The sequence below is a fragment of the Allobosea sp. GW821-FHT10B12 genome, from assembly GCF_059415545.1.
Genome location: NZ_JBWKNL010000002.1, coordinates 624,564 through 641,989, shown reverse-complemented (window position 1 = coordinate 641,989; position 17,426 = coordinate 624,564). Strand labels below are relative to the sequence as shown.

Annotated in this window: 15 protein-coding genes; 7 read left to right on the top strand and 8 right to left on the bottom strand. The window is 67.1% G+C overall.

The features are described from left to right. Positions 1–129 precede the first annotated feature (129 nt). Genes AC07O0_RS08370 through cysN form a run of 3 tightly spaced genes read left to right on the top strand, consistent with a single transcriptional unit; the run spans position 130 to position 3,415 of the window. On the top strand, positions 130–888 hold the full coding sequence (locus AC07O0_RS08370) for a phosphoadenylyl-sulfate reductase (RefSeq protein ID WP_494621842.1): 759 nt from the start codon (positions 130–132) through the stop codon (positions 886–888). Then, positions 885–1,787, top strand: coding sequence for a sulfate adenylyltransferase subunit CysD (gene cysD / locus AC07O0_RS08365; RefSeq protein ID WP_494621840.1), 903 nt, complete (start codon positions 885–887; stop codon positions 1,785–1,787). Before AC07O0_RS08370 ends, cysD begins: the two co-directional genes overlap by 4 nt. Then, complete coding sequence (gene cysN, locus AC07O0_RS08360; protein WP_494621838.1) at positions 1,787–3,415, top strand: sulfate adenylyltransferase subunit CysN; 1,629 nt, start codon at positions 1,787–1,789, stop codon at positions 3,413–3,415. The genes cysD and cysN overlap by 1 nt, the downstream gene beginning before the upstream one ends. Positions 3,416–3,477: 62 nt before the next feature. On the opposite strand, the gene AC07O0_RS08355 is transcribed toward cysN, so the two are convergent. From AC07O0_RS08355 to AC07O0_RS08325, 7 genes are all read right to left on the bottom strand, one after another. Continuing rightward, positions 3,478–4,119 (bottom strand): EF-hand domain-containing protein, encoded by a 642-nt coding sequence (locus AC07O0_RS08355; protein ID WP_494621836.1) that lies wholly within the window; start codon positions 4,117–4,119, stop codon positions 3,478–3,480. Between the two features lie 107 nt (positions 4,120–4,226). Further along, positions 4,227–4,658 carry a RidA family protein gene (locus tag AC07O0_RS08350; protein ID WP_494621834.1) on the bottom strand — a complete coding sequence of 144 codons (432 nt, stop codon included), beginning with the start codon at positions 4,656–4,658 and terminating at the stop codon, positions 4,227–4,229. Between the two features lie 24 nt (positions 4,659–4,682). Continuing rightward, the gene (locus AC07O0_RS08345; RefSeq protein ID WP_494621832.1) at positions 4,683–6,326 is read right to left on the bottom strand and encodes a benzoate-CoA ligase family protein; all 1,644 of its coding nucleotides are present in this window, start codon (positions 6,324–6,326) and stop codon (positions 4,683–4,685) included. A 76-nt stretch (positions 6,327–6,402) separates the two neighbouring features. Beyond that, complete coding sequence (locus tag AC07O0_RS08340) at positions 6,403–7,578, bottom strand: acyl-CoA dehydrogenase family protein (protein ID WP_494621830.1); 1,176 nt, start codon at positions 7,576–7,578, stop codon at positions 6,403–6,405. 1 nt (position 7,579) lies between these two features. After that, positions 7,580–8,413: an enoyl-CoA hydratase family protein gene (locus tag AC07O0_RS08335; RefSeq protein ID WP_494621828.1), complete on the bottom strand. Its 834-nt coding sequence runs from the start codon at positions 8,411–8,413 to the stop codon at positions 7,580–7,582. Continuing rightward, complete coding sequence (locus tag AC07O0_RS08330; protein WP_494621826.1) at positions 8,410–8,955, bottom strand: MarR family winged helix-turn-helix transcriptional regulator; 546 nt, start codon at positions 8,953–8,955, stop codon at positions 8,410–8,412. The genes AC07O0_RS08335 and AC07O0_RS08330 overlap by 4 nt, the downstream gene beginning before the upstream one ends. A gap of 2 nt (positions 8,956–8,957) precedes the next feature. Continuing rightward, positions 8,958–9,719 (bottom strand): SDR family NAD(P)-dependent oxidoreductase, encoded by a 762-nt coding sequence (locus AC07O0_RS08325; RefSeq protein ID WP_494621824.1) that lies wholly within the window; start codon positions 9,717–9,719, stop codon positions 8,958–8,960. Between the two features lie 228 nt (positions 9,720–9,947). On the opposite strand from AC07O0_RS08325, the gene AC07O0_RS08320 reads away from it, so the two are divergent. The 4 genes from AC07O0_RS08320 (at position 9,948) to AC07O0_RS08305 (ending at position 15,154) form a co-directional block, all read left to right on the top strand. Then, positions 9,948–12,299 carry a bifunctional salicylyl-CoA 5-hydroxylase/oxidoreductase gene (locus AC07O0_RS08320; RefSeq protein ID WP_494621822.1) on the top strand — a complete coding sequence of 784 codons (2,352 nt, stop codon included), beginning with the start codon at positions 9,948–9,950 and terminating at the stop codon, positions 12,297–12,299. Positions 12,300–12,492: 193 nt separating this feature from the next. Next, positions 12,493–13,443, top strand: a complete 951-nt coding sequence (locus AC07O0_RS08315) for a ring-cleaving dioxygenase (RefSeq protein ID WP_494621820.1) — start codon at positions 12,493–12,495, stop codon at positions 13,441–13,443. Positions 13,444–13,691: 248 nt separating this feature from the next. Beyond that, complete coding sequence (locus tag AC07O0_RS08310; RefSeq protein WP_494621818.1) at positions 13,692–14,828, top strand: DUF2778 domain-containing protein; 1,137 nt, start codon at positions 13,692–13,694, stop codon at positions 14,826–14,828. A gap of 50 nt (positions 14,829–14,878) precedes the next feature. Then, positions 14,879–15,154, top strand: a complete 276-nt coding sequence (locus tag AC07O0_RS08305; protein ID WP_494621816.1) for a hypothetical protein — start codon at positions 14,879–14,881, stop codon at positions 15,152–15,154. Positions 15,155–15,245: 91 nt separating this feature from the next. Here AC07O0_RS08305 and AC07O0_RS08300 read toward each other — a convergent pair whose 3' ends face one another. Beyond that, a complete protein-coding gene (locus AC07O0_RS08300) occupies positions 15,246–17,336 on the bottom strand; it encodes a methyl-accepting chemotaxis protein (RefSeq protein ID WP_494621814.1) in 2,091 nt (696 codons plus the stop codon). Between the last annotated feature and the right edge of the window lie 90 nt (positions 17,337–17,426).

Genomic DNA, 17,426 nt, shown 5'->3' with positions numbered 1-17,426 from the left:
ACGGCGTTCAGGTTATATGTGGATTGTTCGATTTACAGAACACCCGAATGACGAGTGGTATGGCGGGTGGCGGCGAGCGAGGGCAGCGTTGAGCGGCTCGCGTTGGCCACGCATGCGCAGAGCAAACACATGTTCGAGTTGCAGGATCAGGCCGAAAACCTCAACGCTGCGTTCGGAACGGCGGATGCTGCCGAGCGCCTTGCGGGGCTGGTGCGCCAAGTCGCGGGTCGCCTCGTCTTCACCACCAGCTTCGGCCTCGAGGACCAGGTCGTCACCCATCTGATCGCGACGCAGGCCCTGCCGATCGAGATCGTCACGCTCGATACCGGCCGGCTCTTCGGCGAAGTCCACGCGCTCTGGGCTGAGACCGAGGCGCGCTACGGCATCACGATCACGCCGTTCTATCCGCGTCACGATGCCGTCGAGGCGTTCGTTCTCGGCCATGGCATCAACGGTTTCTACAACTCGATCGAGGCCCGCAAGGCCTGCTGCACTGTCCGCAAGGTCGAGCCACTCGGCCGGGCGCTCGCAGGCGCCGCCGCCTGGATCACCGGCCTGCGCGCCGACCAGTCGGCTGCACGCGGCGGCGTCGCACTTGCCGAGGTCGACCGGGAGCGCGGCCTGATCAAGCTCAACCCGCTGCTCGACTGGTCACGCGACGAGGCGCTGACCTTCGCCCGCAAGAACGATATCCCGCTCAACCCGCTGCACGAGCGAGGCTTCCTTTCGATCGGCTGCCAGCCCTGCACCCGCGCCATCCAGCCGGGCGAGCCGGAGCGGGCCGGGCGCTGGTGGTGGGAAGAGGAGGCCGCCAAGGAATGCGGTCTGCATGTCGGCCCGGATGGTCGTTTGGTGCGGTCGAAGCCGGCTGCGGAGGTTTTGGCGTGATCCAGCTCAGTCATCTGCAGAAGCTCGAAGCTGAAGCGATCTTCATCATCCGCGAGGTGGCCGCGACCTGCGAGAAGCCTGTGCTGCTCTATTCGATCGGCAAGGACTCGGCCGTCCTGCTGCATCTCGTCATGAAGGCCTTCTATCCCGGCAAGCCGCCATTCCCGCTGCTCCATGTCGACACGACCTGGAAATTCCGGGACATGATCGCCTTCCGCGACCAGACCGCCAGCCGGCTCGGGCTCGACCTGATCGTGCATATCAACCAGGAGGGCGTTAGCGCCGGCGTCAATCCGTTCGCCTCGGGCTCGCGCCTGCACACCGATGTGATGAAGACGCAAGGGCTGAAGCAGGCCCTCGACAAATACGGCTTCGACGCGGCCTTCGGCGGTGCCCGCCGCGACGAGGAGAAGAGCCGGGCCAAGGAGCGTGTGTTTTCGCTGCGCTCGGCCCAGCATCGCTGGGATCCGAAGAACCAGCGGCCGGAGCCCTGGCGGCTGTTCAACACCCGCAAGGCCCAGGGCGAGAGCTTCCGCGTCTTCCCGCTGTCGAACTGGACCGAGAAGGACGTCTGGGACTACATCGCGCTCGAGAACATCCCGGTCGTGCCGCTCTATTTCGCTGCGCCGCGTCCGGTCGTGCGCCGCAACGGCGCCTGGATCATGCGCGACGACGAGCGCATGGACCTGCTGCCCGGCGAACAGCTCGAAACCCGCATGGTCCGCTTCCGCACGCTCGGCTGCTACCCTCTGACCGGGGCGGTCGAGAGCGAGGCGGCGAACCTCACCGACATCATCGCTGAGATGCGGGCGTCACGTTCCTCCGAGCGCGAAGGGCGCGTCATCGACCATGACGGTTCCGGCTCGATGGAGCAGAAGAAGCAGGAAGGCTATTTCTGATGGCGGCGCTCGCGAAGTTGAAGGGCCAGCCGGCGCCGGCTGGCCAGCCGCATCCCGCCAATGACCAGGGTCAGAACACCGAGGGCAGCGCCCGCGCGCTCTTGCGCTTCATCACATGCGGCTCGGTCGACGACGGCAAGTCGACGCTGATCGGCCGCATCCTCTACGAGGCCGGCGCGGTCTTCGACGACCAGCTCACTGCGCTCGACAGCGATTCCCGCAAGTTCGGCACGCAGGGCGCGGCACCGGATTTCGCCTTGCTGGTCGACGGGCTCTCGGCCGAGCGCGAGCAGGGCATCACCATCGATGTCGCCTATCGCTATTTCTCGACCGATGCTCGCAGCTTCATCGTCGCCGACACGCCCGGCCATGAGCAGTACACCCGCAACATGGCGACCGGCGCCTCGACCGCCGATCTCGCCATCATCCTGATCGACGCCCGCAAGGGCCTGCTGCCGCAGACGCGCCGGCATTCCTTCATCGTCTCGCTGGTCGGGGTTCGCCATGTCGTCGTCGCCGTCAACAAGATGGACCTGGTCGGCTATGACGAGGCGGTCTTCCGCCAGATCGAGCTGGACTATCGCAAGGCGGTGGCGGGCTTGGGCTTCGCCAGCATCGACTTCGTCCCGGTCTCGGCCCGAGACGGCGAGAACGTCACCAGCCTGTCCAGGCTGACGCCCTGGTATCGCGGGCCCGCGCTGCTGCCGCTGCTCGAATCCGTCGTGGTCGTCGCCGAGGCTGAGGTCGAGGCCGGCTTCGCGCTGCCGGTGCAGTGGGTGAACCGGCCCGATCTCGACTTCCGTGGCTTTGCCGGCACGGTGGCGCGCGGACGCCTGCGCGTCGGCGATGCGGTCGCGGCGCTGCCGTCAGGCCGCCGCAGCACGATCGCGCGCATCCTCGCGCCGTCCGGCGACGTCTCGCAGGCGAGCGCCGGCCAGTCGGTGACGGTGACGCTCGCGGACGAGATCGATATCTCGCGCGGCGACGTCATCGCCTCGGTCGCGCATGCCCCGTTGGTGAAGCAGGAACTGCAGGCGCGGCTGCTCTGGACCGGCGAGGCGGCGCTGCGCGAAGGCGGTGAGTTCATCCTCAAGCTCGCCACCGCGACGGCCAACGCCCAGATCGTCCGGCTGCATCACAGCGTCGACATCGAGAGCTATGCCGAGGCGCCGGCCGAGAGCCTGGCGATGAACGGCATCGGGCTGGCGACGCTGACGCTCGACCGACAGCTTGCGGTGCTCGACTACACTCACAGCCGCGAGCTCGGCGGCTTCATCCTGATCGACAGGCTCAGCAACCAGACGGTCGCGTTCGGTTTCATCGAGGCGCGCAAGAATAAATCTAACGAGCGTTTGACAGTGGAGGCCGGCTCGGCTCGCCGTGCGGCGTTGCGTCTCGTAGGCTGGCGCGGTGCGCAGGAGCGGCGAGCCTGGTTCGAGGCGGCGAGCTGGCGTCTGGCGAGCGGATTGCTGGTCTTTGCCGCGGTAGCGCTAACGACGGGGCAGTGGAGCCTTGCGGCTGCCTTGGGGCTCGGTGATGTCGCGCTGCGGCCATTGCTGAAGGGCCTGCATGCGAGAGTGTGGGCGAAGCGGACGCCGCCTGCGCTCTATGACGGGGCCGGAATCTGAAAAGCGGAAGCTGAAGAGCGCCGGACGGCCTTCTGCCGGCCCGGCGTTGCGCAAGCGGTGACTTAAGCCGCCTGGGAGTAGGTCGTGCCAGCGGAAGCCTTTGTTCCGAGCTGGTAGGTCTGGCCATAGGCTTCCGACGCGCCGGTGATCTCGGCCGGCGGCGGTGGCGGAGGCGGCCGGTGCGAGGCACGCTCCTCCATCTGCTTCTTGAAGTCGGCCATCTCCTCCTTGGAGATCTTGCCGTCCTTGTCCGCATCCATCGCAGCGAAGAGGCGGTTGAGCAGGCCGTTCGAGCTGTCGCCATCTGGGGCGACCGCCTTCAGGAATTCTTCCTTGGCGACGCTGCCATCGGAATCGGCGTCGAGCTTGGCGAAGTAGTTCTTGTCCTCGCCATCCTTGGCGTCCGTCTTGGTGCTGGTCGTATCCGACTGGAGCATCAGCAGGAGGGCCTGCATCTGCTGCTCGGCCTTCTCGAACTTCGCCTTGAAGGCGTCTGATTCCGCCTTGCTGACCGAACCGTCCTGGTCGGCGTCCATCGCCTTGAACAGCCGCTCGGTCTTCTTGCTGTCGGCGCCCTTCGGCGCGCCGGCAGCAAACTCATCGAGGCTGAGCGCCCCGTCGGCATTGCCGTCGAGCTTGTCGAAGCTCGGTGGTTTTCCCGGCGGTGGTGGCCGAAAGCCCCCAACGCCGCCAATGCTTGTCATGCGATACTCCTGGTTACGCACCGCCCGGGTATGGACGGCGCGGTCGAGTATCGTGGATAATTCTTGGTAAATTCCTATCAGCCCGGAAACCTTGCTGGGCGGAATGCTCAGCCCGCCAGCACCGCCGTCGCCTCGATCTCGACCATCGCCTCGGGCTCGACCAGCGCCGCGACGGCGACCACCGCCATGGCCGGGAAATGTCGCCCGAAACTGGCGCGGTAGGCCGGGCCGAGCTCGGAGAGGCTGTTGCGATAGGCCTCGATGTCGGTGACGTACCAGGTCAATCGCACGACATCTTCGACCCGGCCGCCGCCGGCCTCGACCACCGCCTTGATGTTGGCGAGCGTCTGGCCGACCTGCGCGACGAAGCCCTTGGCGAAGACGCCTTGCACATCCCAGCCGACGAGGCCGCCGGTCATCAGCACCTTGCCTTCGGCGACCATGCCGTTGGCATAGCCGCGCGGCTGCGGCCAGCCCTCGGGCAGGACGGCGCGGGCGCGACGCGAAGCGGTATCGGAGGGCGGCATGCCGCTGGTCATGGCGTGATCTTTCTCAAGCAATAGTCAGGACGCCGAGGCTTCCTGACGCGCGAGTTCGCGCAGGGCGAAGCGTTGCAGCTTCCCGGTAGAGGTCTTCGGCAGGGTTGTCACGAAAGCGATGGCGCGCGGGTACTTGTAGGGCGCGATCGCTGCCTTGACGTGGTCCTGCAGCGCCTTGGCGAGGGCGGCATCGCCGGCAAAACCCTCGCGCAGCAGGACATAGGCCTTCACGATCTGGCCGCGCTCGGGGCAGGGCGCGCCGACGACGCCGCATTCGGCCACCGCCGCATGCGTGAGCAGGCAGGCCTCGACCTCCGGCCCGGCGATGTTGTAGCCGGCCGAGATGATCATGTCGTCGGAGCGGGCCTGGTACCAGAAATACCCGTCGCCATCGCGCAGATAGGTGTCGCCGGTGATGTTCCAGCCATCGAGGATGTATTTGGCCTGGCGCGGATCGGCGAGGTAGCGGCAGCCGGTCGGGCCGCGCACGGCGAGGCGCCCGGGCGTGCCGTCCGGCACCTCCGTGCCGTCCTCGTCGACGATCTTCGCCTCGTAGCCTGGCACCGGCAGGCCAGTCGAGCCCGGCCGGATCTTCTCGTGGGGCGCGCCGATGAAGATGTGCAGCATCTCGGTCGCGCCGATGCCGTCCATCAGCGACATGCCCGTCGCTTCGCGCCAGGCGTCAAAGGTCGCCTTCGGCAAGGCTTCGCCAGCGGAGACGCAGATGCGCAGCGAGGAGAGGTCGCGCTCGCCGAGCTTGCCGAGCATGGCGCGATAAGCTGTGGGAGCAGTGAAGCAGACGGTGGCGCGATAGCGCTCGATCGCCTCGGTCAGATCGGGCGGCGCGACCTTGGCCGGCAGCACGCAGGCGGCGCCGATCCGCAAGGGGAAGAGCACGATGCCGCCGAGCCCGAAGGTGAAGGCGAGCGGCGGCGAGCCGATGAAGCGGTCATCGGGCGCTGCCTTGAGGACGCGCGCGCCATAGGCATCGCAGATCGCCAGCAGGTCGCGCTGGAAATGCATCGTGCCCTTGGGTTCGCCGGTGGTGCCCGAGGTGAAGGCGATCAGGCAGACATCGTCCTGAGCCGTGTCAGCCGGCTCGAAATGTTCGTAGCCGGCTTTCTCCATCAGCGCTTCGAGCCCGCCGTCGCCCCATGTGACGATGGTCGAGAGTTCCGGCGCAAGCTGTTGCGCTGCCTTGAGTTCGTCGATCAGCGTCGCGTCGCAGAGCGCCAGGCCGATCTTCGCCTTGCGGATCGGATAGGCGAGCTCGCCGGCGCGCAGCATCGGCATGGTCGCGACCACGACGCCGCCCGCTTTCAGCACTGCGAAATAGGTCGCGACCATCATTGGCGTATTAGCGGCGCGCAGTAGCACGCGGTTGCCGGGCACCATGCCGAGATCGCGAGTGAGCACATTGGCGATGCGATTCACAGTGTCGGCGAGCGCCTGATAGCTCCAGGTCTCGCTCGGCCCGATCACCGCATCGCGCCCGCCGCGCCCCTCGGCGACATGGCGATCGACGAATTCGGTGACGACGTTCAGCCGCTCGGGATAGTTCAGCCCGGCGGCGGCGAGGTCGAGGCGCGGCCAGCTCTCGCGCGGCGGCAGGTTGTCCCGCGCGAAACTGTCCACATGTCCCGACCGCATGAAATCTGCGGTACCCATCTCGTTCCCCTGGTCTATCTCTCGAGCATGGTCCTGTCGCAAAGCCGGCTCCCCCGTTTGCGGACTATGCTCGCGCCTACTTCAGCAGGTCGCGCGCGATCACGACCTTCTGCACCTCGCTGGCGCCCTCGTAGATCCTGAGCGCCCTGATCTCGCGGTAGAGTTCCTCGACCTTGACGCCGCGGGTGACGCCGAGCCCGCCATGGATCTGCACGGCGCGATCGATCACCCTCTGGGCGTTCTCGGTCGCGACCAGCTTGGCCAGTGCCGCCTCACGGGTGACGCGGGCCGCGCCCCGGTCCTTGGTCCAGGCGGCGCGGTAAACGAGCAAGGCGGCGGCATCGACCTCGGTCGCGCTGTCGGCGATCGCCGCCTGCGAGAGCTGGAGGTCGCCGAGCGTGCCGCCGAAGAGCTTGCGGTTCTTGGCGTGCGACACCGTCTCGTGCAGGGCGCGCCGGGCGAAGCCCAGCGCCGCGGCGCCGACTGTCGAGCGGAAGATGTCGAGCGTCGCCATCGCGACCTTGAAGCCGTCGCCCGGACCGCCGATGCGGTTCGTGACGGGGATGCGGCAGGCATCGAACCGCAGTGTCGCCAGCGGATGCGGCGCGATCACGTCGATGCGTTCGGCGATCGAGAGACCGGGCGTATCGGCTTCGACCAGATAGGCGGAGAGGCCGCGCGCGCCCGGCGCTTCGCCGGAGCGGGCGAAGACGACGTAATGGTCGGCGATGCCGCCATTCGAGATCCAGGTCTTCTCGCCGTCGATCCGGACATGGCTATTGCCATCCGGCGTCGCCGTCGTCGCCAGCGCCGCGACGTCGGAGCCGGCCTCCTTCTCGGAGAGGGCGAAGGCAGCGATCGCCTCGCCACGCGCCACTGCCGGCAGGATGCGTGCTTTCATCTCGGGCGAGCCGGCGACGCTGATCGAGCCGGTACCGAGCCCCTGCATGGCGAAGGCGAAATCGGCGAGCCCGTCGCGGGCGGCCAGGATCTCGCGGGCGAGGCAGAGCGTGCGCACGTCGAGCGCGGCATGCAGTCCGCCATGTTCGGCCGGCACCGCGGCCCTGAGGAAGCCAGCATCACCCAGCGCCTTCACCCGGGCCCGGCAGGCCTCGTCGACGTCGTCATGCGGCAGGCCGGGCAGGGTGGCGTCGGCCCAGGCGGAGAGCCGCTGCGCGAAGTCGCGGTGATCGGCCTCGAAGAAGGGCCAGTCGAGCGTGTCGCCAAGAATGCCGGTGCCGAGCGAAGCCATCTCAATTGCCCTCGAACACCGGTTTCCGCTTCTCGGCGAAGGCGTGATAGGCGCGGGCGAAATCCTCGGTCTGCATGCACAGCGCCTGCGCCACCGCTTCCGCCTCGATCGCGGACTCGACCGACATCGCCCATTCCATTTCGAGCATGCGCTTGGTCATGGCGTTGGCGAAGGTCGGCCCGTCGGCGAGCTCGGCGGCAAGCGCCTGCGCCTCGGCGAGGACGGTCTCGCGGGCGATCAGGCGGTTGAGGAAGCCCCAGCGCTCGGCCTCGTCGCCCTTGAGCACCCGGCCGGTATAGAGCAGCTCGGCGGCACGGCCCTGGCCGATGATGCGCGGCAGCATCGCGCAGGCGCCCATGTCGCAGCCGGCGAGGCCGACGCGGTTGAACAGGAAGGCGATCTTGGTCTCGGCCGTGCCGAGGCGCAGGTCCGAGGCCATCGCGACGATCGCGCCGGCGCCGGCGCAGATGCCGTCGATCGCGGCGATCACCGGCTGCGGGCAGGCGCGCATGGTCTTGACCAGCTCGCCGGTCATCCGGGTGAATTTGAGGAGGTCCTTGGTGTCCATCGCGACCAGTGGCCCGATGATCTCGAAGACGTCGCCGCCCGAGGAGAAATTGCCGCCGGCGCCGGTGACCACGATTGCCTTGACGTCCTCTTCCTTCTGCGTCGCCAGGAAGAAGTCGGTGAGCTCGCGATAGCTCTCGAAGGTCAGCGGGTTCTTCTTCTCAGGCCGGTTCAGCGTCACCGTCGCGACCTTGCCGGCGACCGAGAGCTGGAAATGCTGCGGCTTGAAGCCGGAGAGCGGCAGGGTGACGGGGTTGGCGCTGGTCATTCGTTCTCTCCCGCCGTGGACGGCGTGCCGTTCTGGCGATTGCTGATGGCCTGGTGCAGCGAGGTCTTGACCCCACCAAGCAGCCGGAAAAGCTGGCCGATCTCGGCCGGTCCCAGCCCGGCGAAGAGCTCGGCGATCCAGTCCTCATGGCGCTCGGCCATCGCCTTGAAGGCGCGCCGGCCCTGGGCGGTGAGCGTCAGCACCTGGACGCGCCGGTCCTGCGCCGCCGGGCGCTTGTCGACCAGCCCGTCGGCGAGCAGGCCCGCGACGACGGCGGTGACGTTGCCGTTCGAGACCATCAGGCGCTGCGAGACCTCGCCGACGGTCATGCCGGTCGTCGATTTCTCGAGCTGCGCCATCAGGTCGAAGCGCGGCAGTGTCGTCTTGAACTCTTCGCGCAGGCGGGTGCGGATCTCGCTCTCGATCAGGGTCGAGCAGGTCAGCATCCGCAGCCAGAGCCGAAGCTCGTCCTTATGGTCGCCGGGGCGCTCGCTCGCCTTGGTCTCGCGGTCGAGCAGGGGGGCGGTGGACGGGATCTCCATGATCAGAACTCCCCGCCATTGATCAGGATGGACTGCCCGGTGATGCCGCGGCTCTGCGGGCCGCAGAGATTGAGCACGGCGGCAGCAACCTCCTCCGGCGTGATCAGCCGATGCTGCGGATTGTCCTTGGTCAGCTCCGCCAACGCCTCTTCGCGGCTCTTGCCGGTCTTGGCGGCGATCGTCGTCAGGCTGCCGGCGACCATGTCGGTATCGGTATAGCCGGGGCAGACGGCGTTGACCGTGACGCCGCTGCGCGCCGTTTCCAGGGCCAGCGACCTCACGAGGCCGACCACGGCGTGTTTGGCTGCGACATAGGCCGAGACGTAAGCGTAGCCACGATGGCCCGCAGTCGAGGCTATCGCGATCAGCCGGCCGGAGCGGCGCTCGGTCATGCCCGGCAAGGCCGGCCGGAAGCAGTTCACCGCACCGATCAGGTTGATCTCGACCATGCGCCGGAACAGCTCGGCATCGCTGCGCTGGAAACTCGCGCTCTCGGCCGCGCCGGCATTGGCGACGACGATGTCGAAGGGGCGTCCCGCCGCGAGCCCGGCCATCACCTCGCGCACCGCCGCTTCGTCGGTGACGTCGACGGCATGGGCGGAATCGGCCGCGCCGGCGAGCACCGCCTGTTGCAGGATGTCGTCATTGCGGCCGATGATCGAGACGCGGGCGCCGGCCTGGCGCAAGGTGGAGGCGATAGCGCGGCCAATGCCGCGTCCGCCGCCGCTCACCAGGGCATGTTGTCCCGCCAGAGCCGATGCCATGCCGTTCACTCCCTCTTGGCAGTCAATATATTTTAGGTCTGAAACATTTTGCAAGAGGCGAGGGGGGAGTTGCACGTTGGTGCAGAATGGTCCGAAATATCAGAGTTTTATGCATGTTCTTGTTGAGTTTGGCCCGAATGAGCAGCGGCTCGACGCTAACTTCCGATCGGAGGCTTGAGCCAAAATTATTTTAGGTTTAAAATGATTTTCTCAGCCAGGGAGAGCGTCATGCGCATTGCGGTGGTGGGCGGCGGGCCGGCAGGCCTCTATTACGCGCTGCTGATGAAGCGGGACTGGCCCGAGCTCGACGTCACCGTCTTCGAGCGCAACCGCCCCGACGACACCTTCGGCTTCGGCGTCGTCTTCTCCGACCAGACGCTCGACCTGTTCAAGGCCGCCGATCTGCCGAGCTATGAGGCGATCGTCCGCAGCTTCGCCTATTGGGACGATATCGAGATCCATTTCAAAGGCACGGTGCGCCGCGTGCCCGGCAACGGCTTCTGCGGCTGCTCGCGCCGCACGCTGCTGATGCTGCTGCAGGAGCGGGCGCGCCAGGTCGGCGTCAAGCTCACCTTCTCGCAGGAGATCGAGGATGTCGCGGCGTTGAAGCGCGATTATGACCTCGTCGTCGCTGCCGATGGCATCAACAGCCGCATCCGCGAGGGTGATCGCGAGCGCTTCGCGCCTGAGGTCGACCTCAGGCCGAACCGCTTCGTCTGGATGGGCTCGACCCGGCCCTTCGACGCCTTCACCTTCTTCTTCAAGCAGACGCAGCATGGCGTCTTCATCGCCCATTGCTACCAGTACGAGCCGGGGCAATCGACCTGGGTGCTCGAGACCGATCCCGAAACCTTCGCCCGCGCCGGGCTGGAGGGCATGGACGAAGCCGGCACCGCCGCCTTCCTGGAGGAGGTCTTCACCGAGGAACTGCAGGGCCACAGGCTGATCGCCAACCGCTCGCTCTGGCGGCAATTCCCGATGATCCGCTGCAGCAACTGGGTGGTCGACAATGTCGTGCTGCTCGGCGACGCCAAGGCGACGGCGCATTTCTCGATCGGCTCCGGCACCAAGCTCGCCATGGAGGATTCGATCGCGCTGCACCGCGCCTTCCATCGTGCCGGGCTCGACGTCAGAGCGGCGCTCGCCGCCTTCGAGACCGGGCGGCGCGAGGAGGTCGAGAAGACCCAGCACGCCGCCGATGTCTCGCTGGTCTGGTTCGAGCAACTCGAGCGCTTCTGGGATTTCGAGCCGCTGCGCTTCGCTTTCGGCTTGATGACCCGCTCCAAGGCGATCACCTACGACAATCTCGCTCTGCGCGCGCCGGACTTCGTCGCGGCGATCGACCGGCTGGTCGCCGACGATCTCGGCGCCGATCAGGCGACGCGCCGCGACGGCACGCCGGTGCCGCCGGCCTTCCAGCCGTTCGCCTTGCGCGAGATGAAGGTCGCGAACCGCTTCGTCGTTTCGCCGATGTGCCAGTATTCGGCTGAGGACGGCCTCCCGGGCGACTGGCACCTGATGCATTACGGCGCCCGCGCCGTCGGTGGGGCAGGGCTCGTCTTCACCGAGATGACCTGCGTCTCGGCCGATGCCCGCATCACCCCCGGCTGCACCGGCCTCTACAATGACCAGCAGGAAGCGGCCTGGACCCGTATCGTCGACTTCGTCCACGACAACTCGGCTGCGAAGATCTGCCTGCAGCTCGGCCATGCCGGCCGCAAGGGCGCGAGCAAGCTGATGTGGGACGGGATGGACCGTCCGCTTGCGCAAGGCGCCTGGCCGATCGTCTCGGCCTCGCCCTTGCCGTATTATCCCGAGAGCCAGATTCCGCGCGAACTGACACGTGCCGACATGGACCGGGTCAAGGCCGACTTCGTCGCGGCGGCTGAGCGCGGCCTGCGCGCCGGCTTCGACATGCTCGAACTGCACTGCGCCCATGGCTATCTGCTCGCGAGCTTCCTCTCGCCGCTGACCAATCAGCGCGCCGACGCCTATGGCGGCTCGCTCGAAAACCGTCTGCGCTTCCCGCTCGAAGTCTTTGCCGCGCTTCGCCAGACATGGCCGGCCGACAAGCCGATGTCGGTGCGCATCTCGGCGACGGATTGGCAGGAGGGCGGCATCAGCCCCGAGGATTCGGTCGCCATCTCGGAAGCGTTCGCCGAGGCGGGCTGCGACCTCGTCGACGTCTCGACCGGTCAGACCACGCCGCGCGCGCGCCCGCTCTATGGCCGCATGTTCCAGACTCCCTTCGCGGACCGGATCCGCAACGAGGCCGGTGTCGCAACCATGTGTGTCGGCGCCATCACCTCTGCCGACCAGGCCAACACCATCGTCGCTGCCGGGCGCGCCGATCTCGTCGCACTCGGGCGGCCGCATCTGGCCGATCCCTCCTTCGTGCTGCGGGCCGCAGCCTGGTATGGCGCCGATGTCGCCCAGCCGGTGCAGTACCAGCCCGGCAAGGATCAGCTCATGCGCAACACGCCGCGCGAGCGCGAAGAGCTGCAGGACCTGAAGATCAAGGCCAAGCCGAGCCGGCATGGCGGCGCTCCGGCGGTTTCGGTCGCACGGGCGGCGGAGTAGTGGAAACTCCTCCGTAGTTCCGGAGAAGCCGCGCAACGCCGCAACACCAGAAGCGCTGGAGATGCGCCTGACATTGCATTGGCGCAATTTATGATTGGATGTGCGCCGCCTTTATGGCGTAGACGCAACGACTATCTTGGTGGGCAACGGAAGCGCCTCGTCAGATGAGGCGTGCAACCAAGGGGTCAGCACCATGCAGCTCACCGGCATCCACCACGTTACCGCCATCACCGCCCAGGCCGCGCAGAACCGGCGCTTCTATGTCGAGACGCTTGGCCTGCGGCTGGTCAAGAAGACGGTGAACCAGGATGACACCTCCGCCTATCACCTGTTCTATGCCGACGGCGCCGGCTCGCCCGGCTCCGATTTGACCTTCTTCGACTGGCCCACGGCTCCCGCAAGGCGCGGCACGCATTCGATCACCCGCACCGCGCTCAGGGTCGCGAGCGAAGCCTCGCTCGACTTCTGGCGCGAGCGCCTGACGGCGGCGGGCGTTGCGGTCTCGGATACGCGTCTTCTCAATGGTCGCGCCGCACTCGATTTCGAGGATCCGGAAGGCCAGCGCCTGACGCTCGTCGTCGATGGTGGTGCGATCCCCTTCGTCGCCTGGGAGAAGAGTCCGGTTCCGGCCGAGCACCAGATCCGCGGCCTCGGTCCAGTGACGATCTCGGTACCGCAAATCGAGCGGACCGAGCTCGTCCTGACCAAGCTGCTCGGATTGCAGCGGATCGCGGACTATCGCGACGCGGCCCATGCCACCGGCGACATCCATGTCTTCCGGATCGGCGAGGGCGGCCCGGCAGCCGAGCTCAACGTCGCAGTCGAGGCCGGTCTTGCTCCGGCGCGCGAAGGCGCTGGCGGCGTCCACCACCTGGCGCTGCGTACGCCGAGCTTCGGCGAGTACGATGCCTGGGCCGAGCGGCTGCGCGCCTCGGGCTACCCCAATAGCGGGCCGGTCGATCGCTTCTATTTCCGCTCGCTCTATCTGCGCGAGCCGAATGGGGTGCTGATCGAGATCGCCAGCGACGGGCCGGGCTTCGCCACCGACGAGCCCTTCGAGACCATGGGCGAGGGGCTCTCGCTGCCCCCCTTCCTGGAGTCGAAGCGGGCGACGATCGAGGCCGGACTGAAGCCCCTGGCCTGACGACGTCCGGGTCATAAAAACGCGCTACGGCCACCCCGGCCGCAGCGCGAGAGGCGTTCCCTAAAATTGCTTTTGATTCATCGCGAATTAACCAAGGTCGCGCTGAATGAACCTCGAGAGGTTGGGGCTTCCCGAGACTGACGAACGGGCCGCTACGGTCTGCCCAGCGCGCAATCGAGCGCGATGGCTAGACGAGTAGGGCGCTGTGCCTCAGCGGGAAGCCTGCAAGGTGTCCCGAGGCGTTGCGTATGCGTAGCTCGACCAAGTTCGCCGGCTATTCCTATAGTCTGAAGCGCCGGCGTAGCATCCCGTTCATTCGCCTCGGCGTGCTCATAGCGGTCGCCGGCGGTGCGGTGGCAGGCATGTCGGCCTGGTCGAACCGGCAGGTCGTGCCGGTTGCCAGCATCGGACATGTCGCTGCGAAACAGGCGCAGCACCGGCCGGCCATGCCCGCAAACACTTCGACGCCGCTGCTCCGCCCCGGCTATGTCGCCGGTTATGTCGCGCAGTCGCTCGCCGACAGCGGTCCGCTCTCCGGTCGGTTCCAGTCTGCGATGCCGACACAGATTGCAACGGTGTTCGATCCTGAGACCACGGGCTCGATCGCGCCGTCCGAACCGGTCGGCCCGAGCGCGGCGACGAGCACGACCACGATCGCCGTTCAGCCCGCAACCGAACCGTCGCGCATCGCGCTGATCGCGCCGCGCCCGGTCCCGCGCCCTTCCGATCTCAAGCTGCCGACGCCGCCCGAGCCGCGCGTCGCCGTGCGTGCGACGACTCACCAAGGCAAGGACGTCGTCGCCAAGGTCGAGCCCACCGACAACCGCTCCTTCTTCGAAAAGCTCTTCGGCGTGAATGCCAATGCGCCGCAGAGCTCCGGCGAGCGTCTCGCCTATGCCGCGCCGCAGGACGACATCACCCAGCGCAGCGGCCGCGGCAGCGGCCTCACGGTCGCGCCGGCCCCCATGCCGGCGCCGATGGCGTCGACGCCGCCGGCAGCCAGCGGCAAGACCGCGGTTTACGACATCAGCGCGCGCGTGGTGTACCTGCCCAATGGCGAGCGTCTTGAGGCCAATTCCGGCTTCGGTGAGATGATGAACGACCTCCGCTTCGTCCACGTGCGGATGAAGGGGCCGACGCCGCCGCACGTCTACAATCTGACCGAACGCGAAGCCCTGTTCCATGGCGTGCGCGCCATCCGCATGCATCCGGTCGGCGGCAGCGGCAAGATCTTCGGCCGGGCCGGATTGCTGGTCCACAACTACCTGCTCGGGCCGCGCGGCGACTCGAATGGCTGCGTCTCGGTCAAGGACTATGATCGCTTCCTGCAGGCCTTCCTGCGTGGCGAGATCAAGCAACTCGTCGTCGTCGCCGGCCGGAGCTGAAGCGCTCCGCCTGCCTTGCGCGATCGGCATCAGGCTGGTCTGATCGGCCAATGACGAGACTGGCCGATCTTGCGATACGCCTGCTGGCGTTCTCGGTGCTGGCGTTCCCATTGGCAGTGGCCGGTCCGGCCACTGCCGAAGTGCGTTTCGGCAAGAATGTCCGCATTGGCGGGCATGACGTCTCGAACCAGCGCTTCGACCGCAGGAATCGCGGCGTCTATCACATCCATGAAGGCCGGCCGCGCAATTCGGGCTGCACCTGGCGCTCGGACGGAAGGGGCGGGCGCGTCAAGGTCTGCCACCTCCAACGCATCAGGCGGTACTGACAAACGAAAAGGGGCCAGCGCGAAGCTGGCCCCAATCCATTGAGCAGCATGCAGGGCCGCGGAGTGACCGCCGACCCTGCGCGTCGTCCGCTTAAAACTCTTCCCATCCGGCATCGCCGCCGCGGGCGTTCGCGACCTTGCGGGCAGAGGCCGGGGCATAGGCTGGGGTAGCGCGCTCGCGGCGTGGAGCAGGCCGCTGCTGCTGCGCAAAGGCCGCCTCCGCCAGCCCCCGAAGCCGCTCCGGCTCGGACGCATTGGCTGGTGCAAGCGCAGCCGACTGATGCGAGCTCGCGCCGGCGCCCTCGCCGGTCCGGAAGCCGGAGACCAGCGTGTTGAGCTCGCCGATCTTGCTCGACAGCGCGCCGGCCGAGGCGGCGCTCTGCTCGGCGAGGGCGGCGTTCTGTTGGGTCATCTCGTCCATATGGGCGACGGTCTGGCTCATCTCCTCGATGCCGTTGGCCTGCTCGCTCGAAGCGGCAGCCACTTCCGAGACGGTCGCCTGGACGTTCTGCGAGGCCGAGACGATGCGGGTGAGCGCATCGCCGGCCTGACGCACCAGCTTCACGCCGGATTCGATCTCGATGTTCGAGGAGGAGATCAAACCCGAAATGTCCTTGGCCGCCTCGCCGGAACGCTGGGCGAGGGTGCGCACCTCGCTGGCGACCACGGCGAAGCCCTTGCCGGCATCACCGGCACGCGCCGCCTCGACCGCCGCGTTCAGCGCCAGCAGGTTGGTCTGGAAGGCGATATCGTCGATCACGCGGGTGATGTCGGAGATCTTCTTCGAGGCCGCCTCGATCCGCTCCATCGCCGAGACGGCGTCGGTGACGATGTTGCCGCCGGTCTGCGCGACCTGCATCGCTTCGCCGGCCTGGCGCACTGCCTGCTGGGCGGCCTGGGCGGCCGCTTTCACCGAGGCAGCGAGTTGCTCGGTCGTCGCAGCGCTCTCTTCCAGCGAGGAGGCCTGCTCTTCGGTGCGCTTGGAAAGGTCGTCCGCGCCTGTGTTGATCTCGCGCGCCGAAAGCCCGACATCCGCCGACATGGTCTGGATCGTGCTGACCGTCGAGGACAGGCGCGACATCGTCTCGTTGATCGCATCCTTCAGCTCGGCGAAGCGGCCGCGATAGGCGGTCGGCACCTGATGGGTCAGGTCGCCGGCAGCGAGGGCCTGCAGCACCGCGACGAATTCCGTGGTGGCATTGTCGACCACCACGTTGATCTCGTTGATCCCGGCGACCAGCTGCTGCATCTGCTCGTCACCATGCTCGATCTGGAGCCGGGCCGAGAAATCGCCAGCCGCCGCCGCAGCGACGACCTCGCCGACATCCGACACCACCAAGGCCATCGCATCAGCCGAGCGAATCCGCGCCGCGGAGGCCGCACGCTCCTGCTCCTGCAGCAGCGCGACCTGCTCCGTGCTCTGGCGCAGCACCGAGACCGCGCGAGCCATCTCGCCGATCTCGTCGCGGCGTCTGGTATGCGGCACCTCGATCTGGGTGTCGCCTGCGGTCAGGCGGCTCATCGTTCCGCCAAGATCGATCAGGGGACGGATGATCGAGCGCCGTGAGAACACCAGCGCGCCGAAAATGGCGGCACCGAGCACCAGGATCAGCGCAACCGGCAGCCAGGTCCGAACCTGCTCAGAAAAGGCGCTCGAGGCTGCGTCGACTTCGTTGGCGAGGGCCTCGTTGGCGCCGCTGAGTCCGGTGAGCTCTTCCTGCAGCGTCGTCCGGTTCTTCTTGCTGGCGTCGCTGTTGCCCCAGGCTTCGGCCGCGCGTGCCGAAATCTCGCGGACCATGCGTGTCGTCTCGAGCCGGATGGCGACGAACTCGGTGATCAGCGCGCTGATCTTCTCCATGCGTTCGCGCTCGCTGGCGGGAACCAGCTTGGCGAGGTCCTTGCGGCGCTCCTCGACCTTGGTCAGGCCGCCCTCGACCGTCGTCGCGGCGATCCCGGCGAAATGCGGATTGCGGGCGGTGTAGACGAGATAGGAATCGGCGACCACCAGGTTGACCGCGGCATTGAGCCGTTCGGCAGCGAGGGCGATATGGTTCTGCTGTGATGAGCGCTCGTTCATCGTGTCGATGCGGGTCATCGCCAGCAATGCGCAACCGACTGCAACCAAGGCGCCGGCCGCGACGATCGCGATCAGCCCCAGAATCTGGGTCCTGATGGATTTCATGATGTCCCCTCGCAGGCCGCTAGTTCGACTGCGGCGCTGCAAGGTAGCGAGAGGCCTTGAATCCAGAGTTAACTGCGATTGGCCTCAGAG

What these genes read in the sequence shown, in the direction of transcription:
- AC07O0_RS08345 (WP_494621832.1), bottom strand. Translation starts at nt 6,326, where the DNA reads ATGGGTACCGCAGATTTCATGCGGTCGGGACATGTGGACAGTTTCGCG.
- AC07O0_RS08310 (WP_494621818.1), top strand. Translation starts at nt 13,692, where the DNA reads ATGCGTAGCTCGACCAAGTTCGCCGGCTATTCCTATAGTCTGAAGCGC.
- AC07O0_RS08355 (WP_494621836.1), bottom strand. Translation starts at nt 4,119, where the DNA reads ATGACAAGCATTGGCGGCGTTGGGGGCTTTCGGCCACCACCGCCGGGA.
- cysN (WP_494621838.1), top strand. Translation starts at nt 1,787, where the DNA reads ATGGCGGCGCTCGCGAAGTTGAAGGGCCAGCCGGCGCCGGCTGGCCAG.
- AC07O0_RS08335 (WP_494621828.1), bottom strand. Translation starts at nt 8,413, where the DNA reads ATGACCAGCGCCAACCCCGTCACCCTGCCGCTCTCCGGCTTCAAGCCG.
- AC07O0_RS08340 (WP_494621830.1), bottom strand. Translation starts at nt 7,578, where the DNA reads ATGGCTTCGCTCGGCACCGGCATTCTTGGCGACACGCTCGACTGGCCC.
- AC07O0_RS08330 (WP_494621826.1), bottom strand. Translation starts at nt 8,955, where the DNA reads ATGGAGATCCCGTCCACCGCCCCCCTGCTCGACCGCGAGACCAAGGCG.
- AC07O0_RS08325 (WP_494621824.1), bottom strand. Translation starts at nt 9,719, where the DNA reads ATGGCATCGGCTCTGGCGGGACAACATGCCCTGGTGAGCGGCGGCGGA.
- AC07O0_RS08315 (WP_494621820.1), top strand. Translation starts at nt 12,493, where the DNA reads ATGCAGCTCACCGGCATCCACCACGTTACCGCCATCACCGCCCAGGCC.
- AC07O0_RS08305 (WP_494621816.1), top strand. Translation starts at nt 14,879, where the DNA reads ATGACGAGACTGGCCGATCTTGCGATACGCCTGCTGGCGTTCTCGGTG.
- AC07O0_RS08320 (WP_494621822.1), top strand. Translation starts at nt 9,948, where the DNA reads ATGCGCATTGCGGTGGTGGGCGGCGGGCCGGCAGGCCTCTATTACGCG.
- AC07O0_RS08370 (WP_494621842.1), top strand. Translation starts at nt 130, where the DNA reads ATGTTCGAGTTGCAGGATCAGGCCGAAAACCTCAACGCTGCGTTCGGA.
- AC07O0_RS08300 (WP_494621814.1), bottom strand. Translation starts at nt 17,336, where the DNA reads ATGAAATCCATCAGGACCCAGATTCTGGGGCTGATCGCGATCGTCGCG.
- AC07O0_RS08350 (WP_494621834.1), bottom strand. Translation starts at nt 4,658, where the DNA reads ATGACCAGCGGCATGCCGCCCTCCGATACCGCTTCGCGTCGCGCCCGC.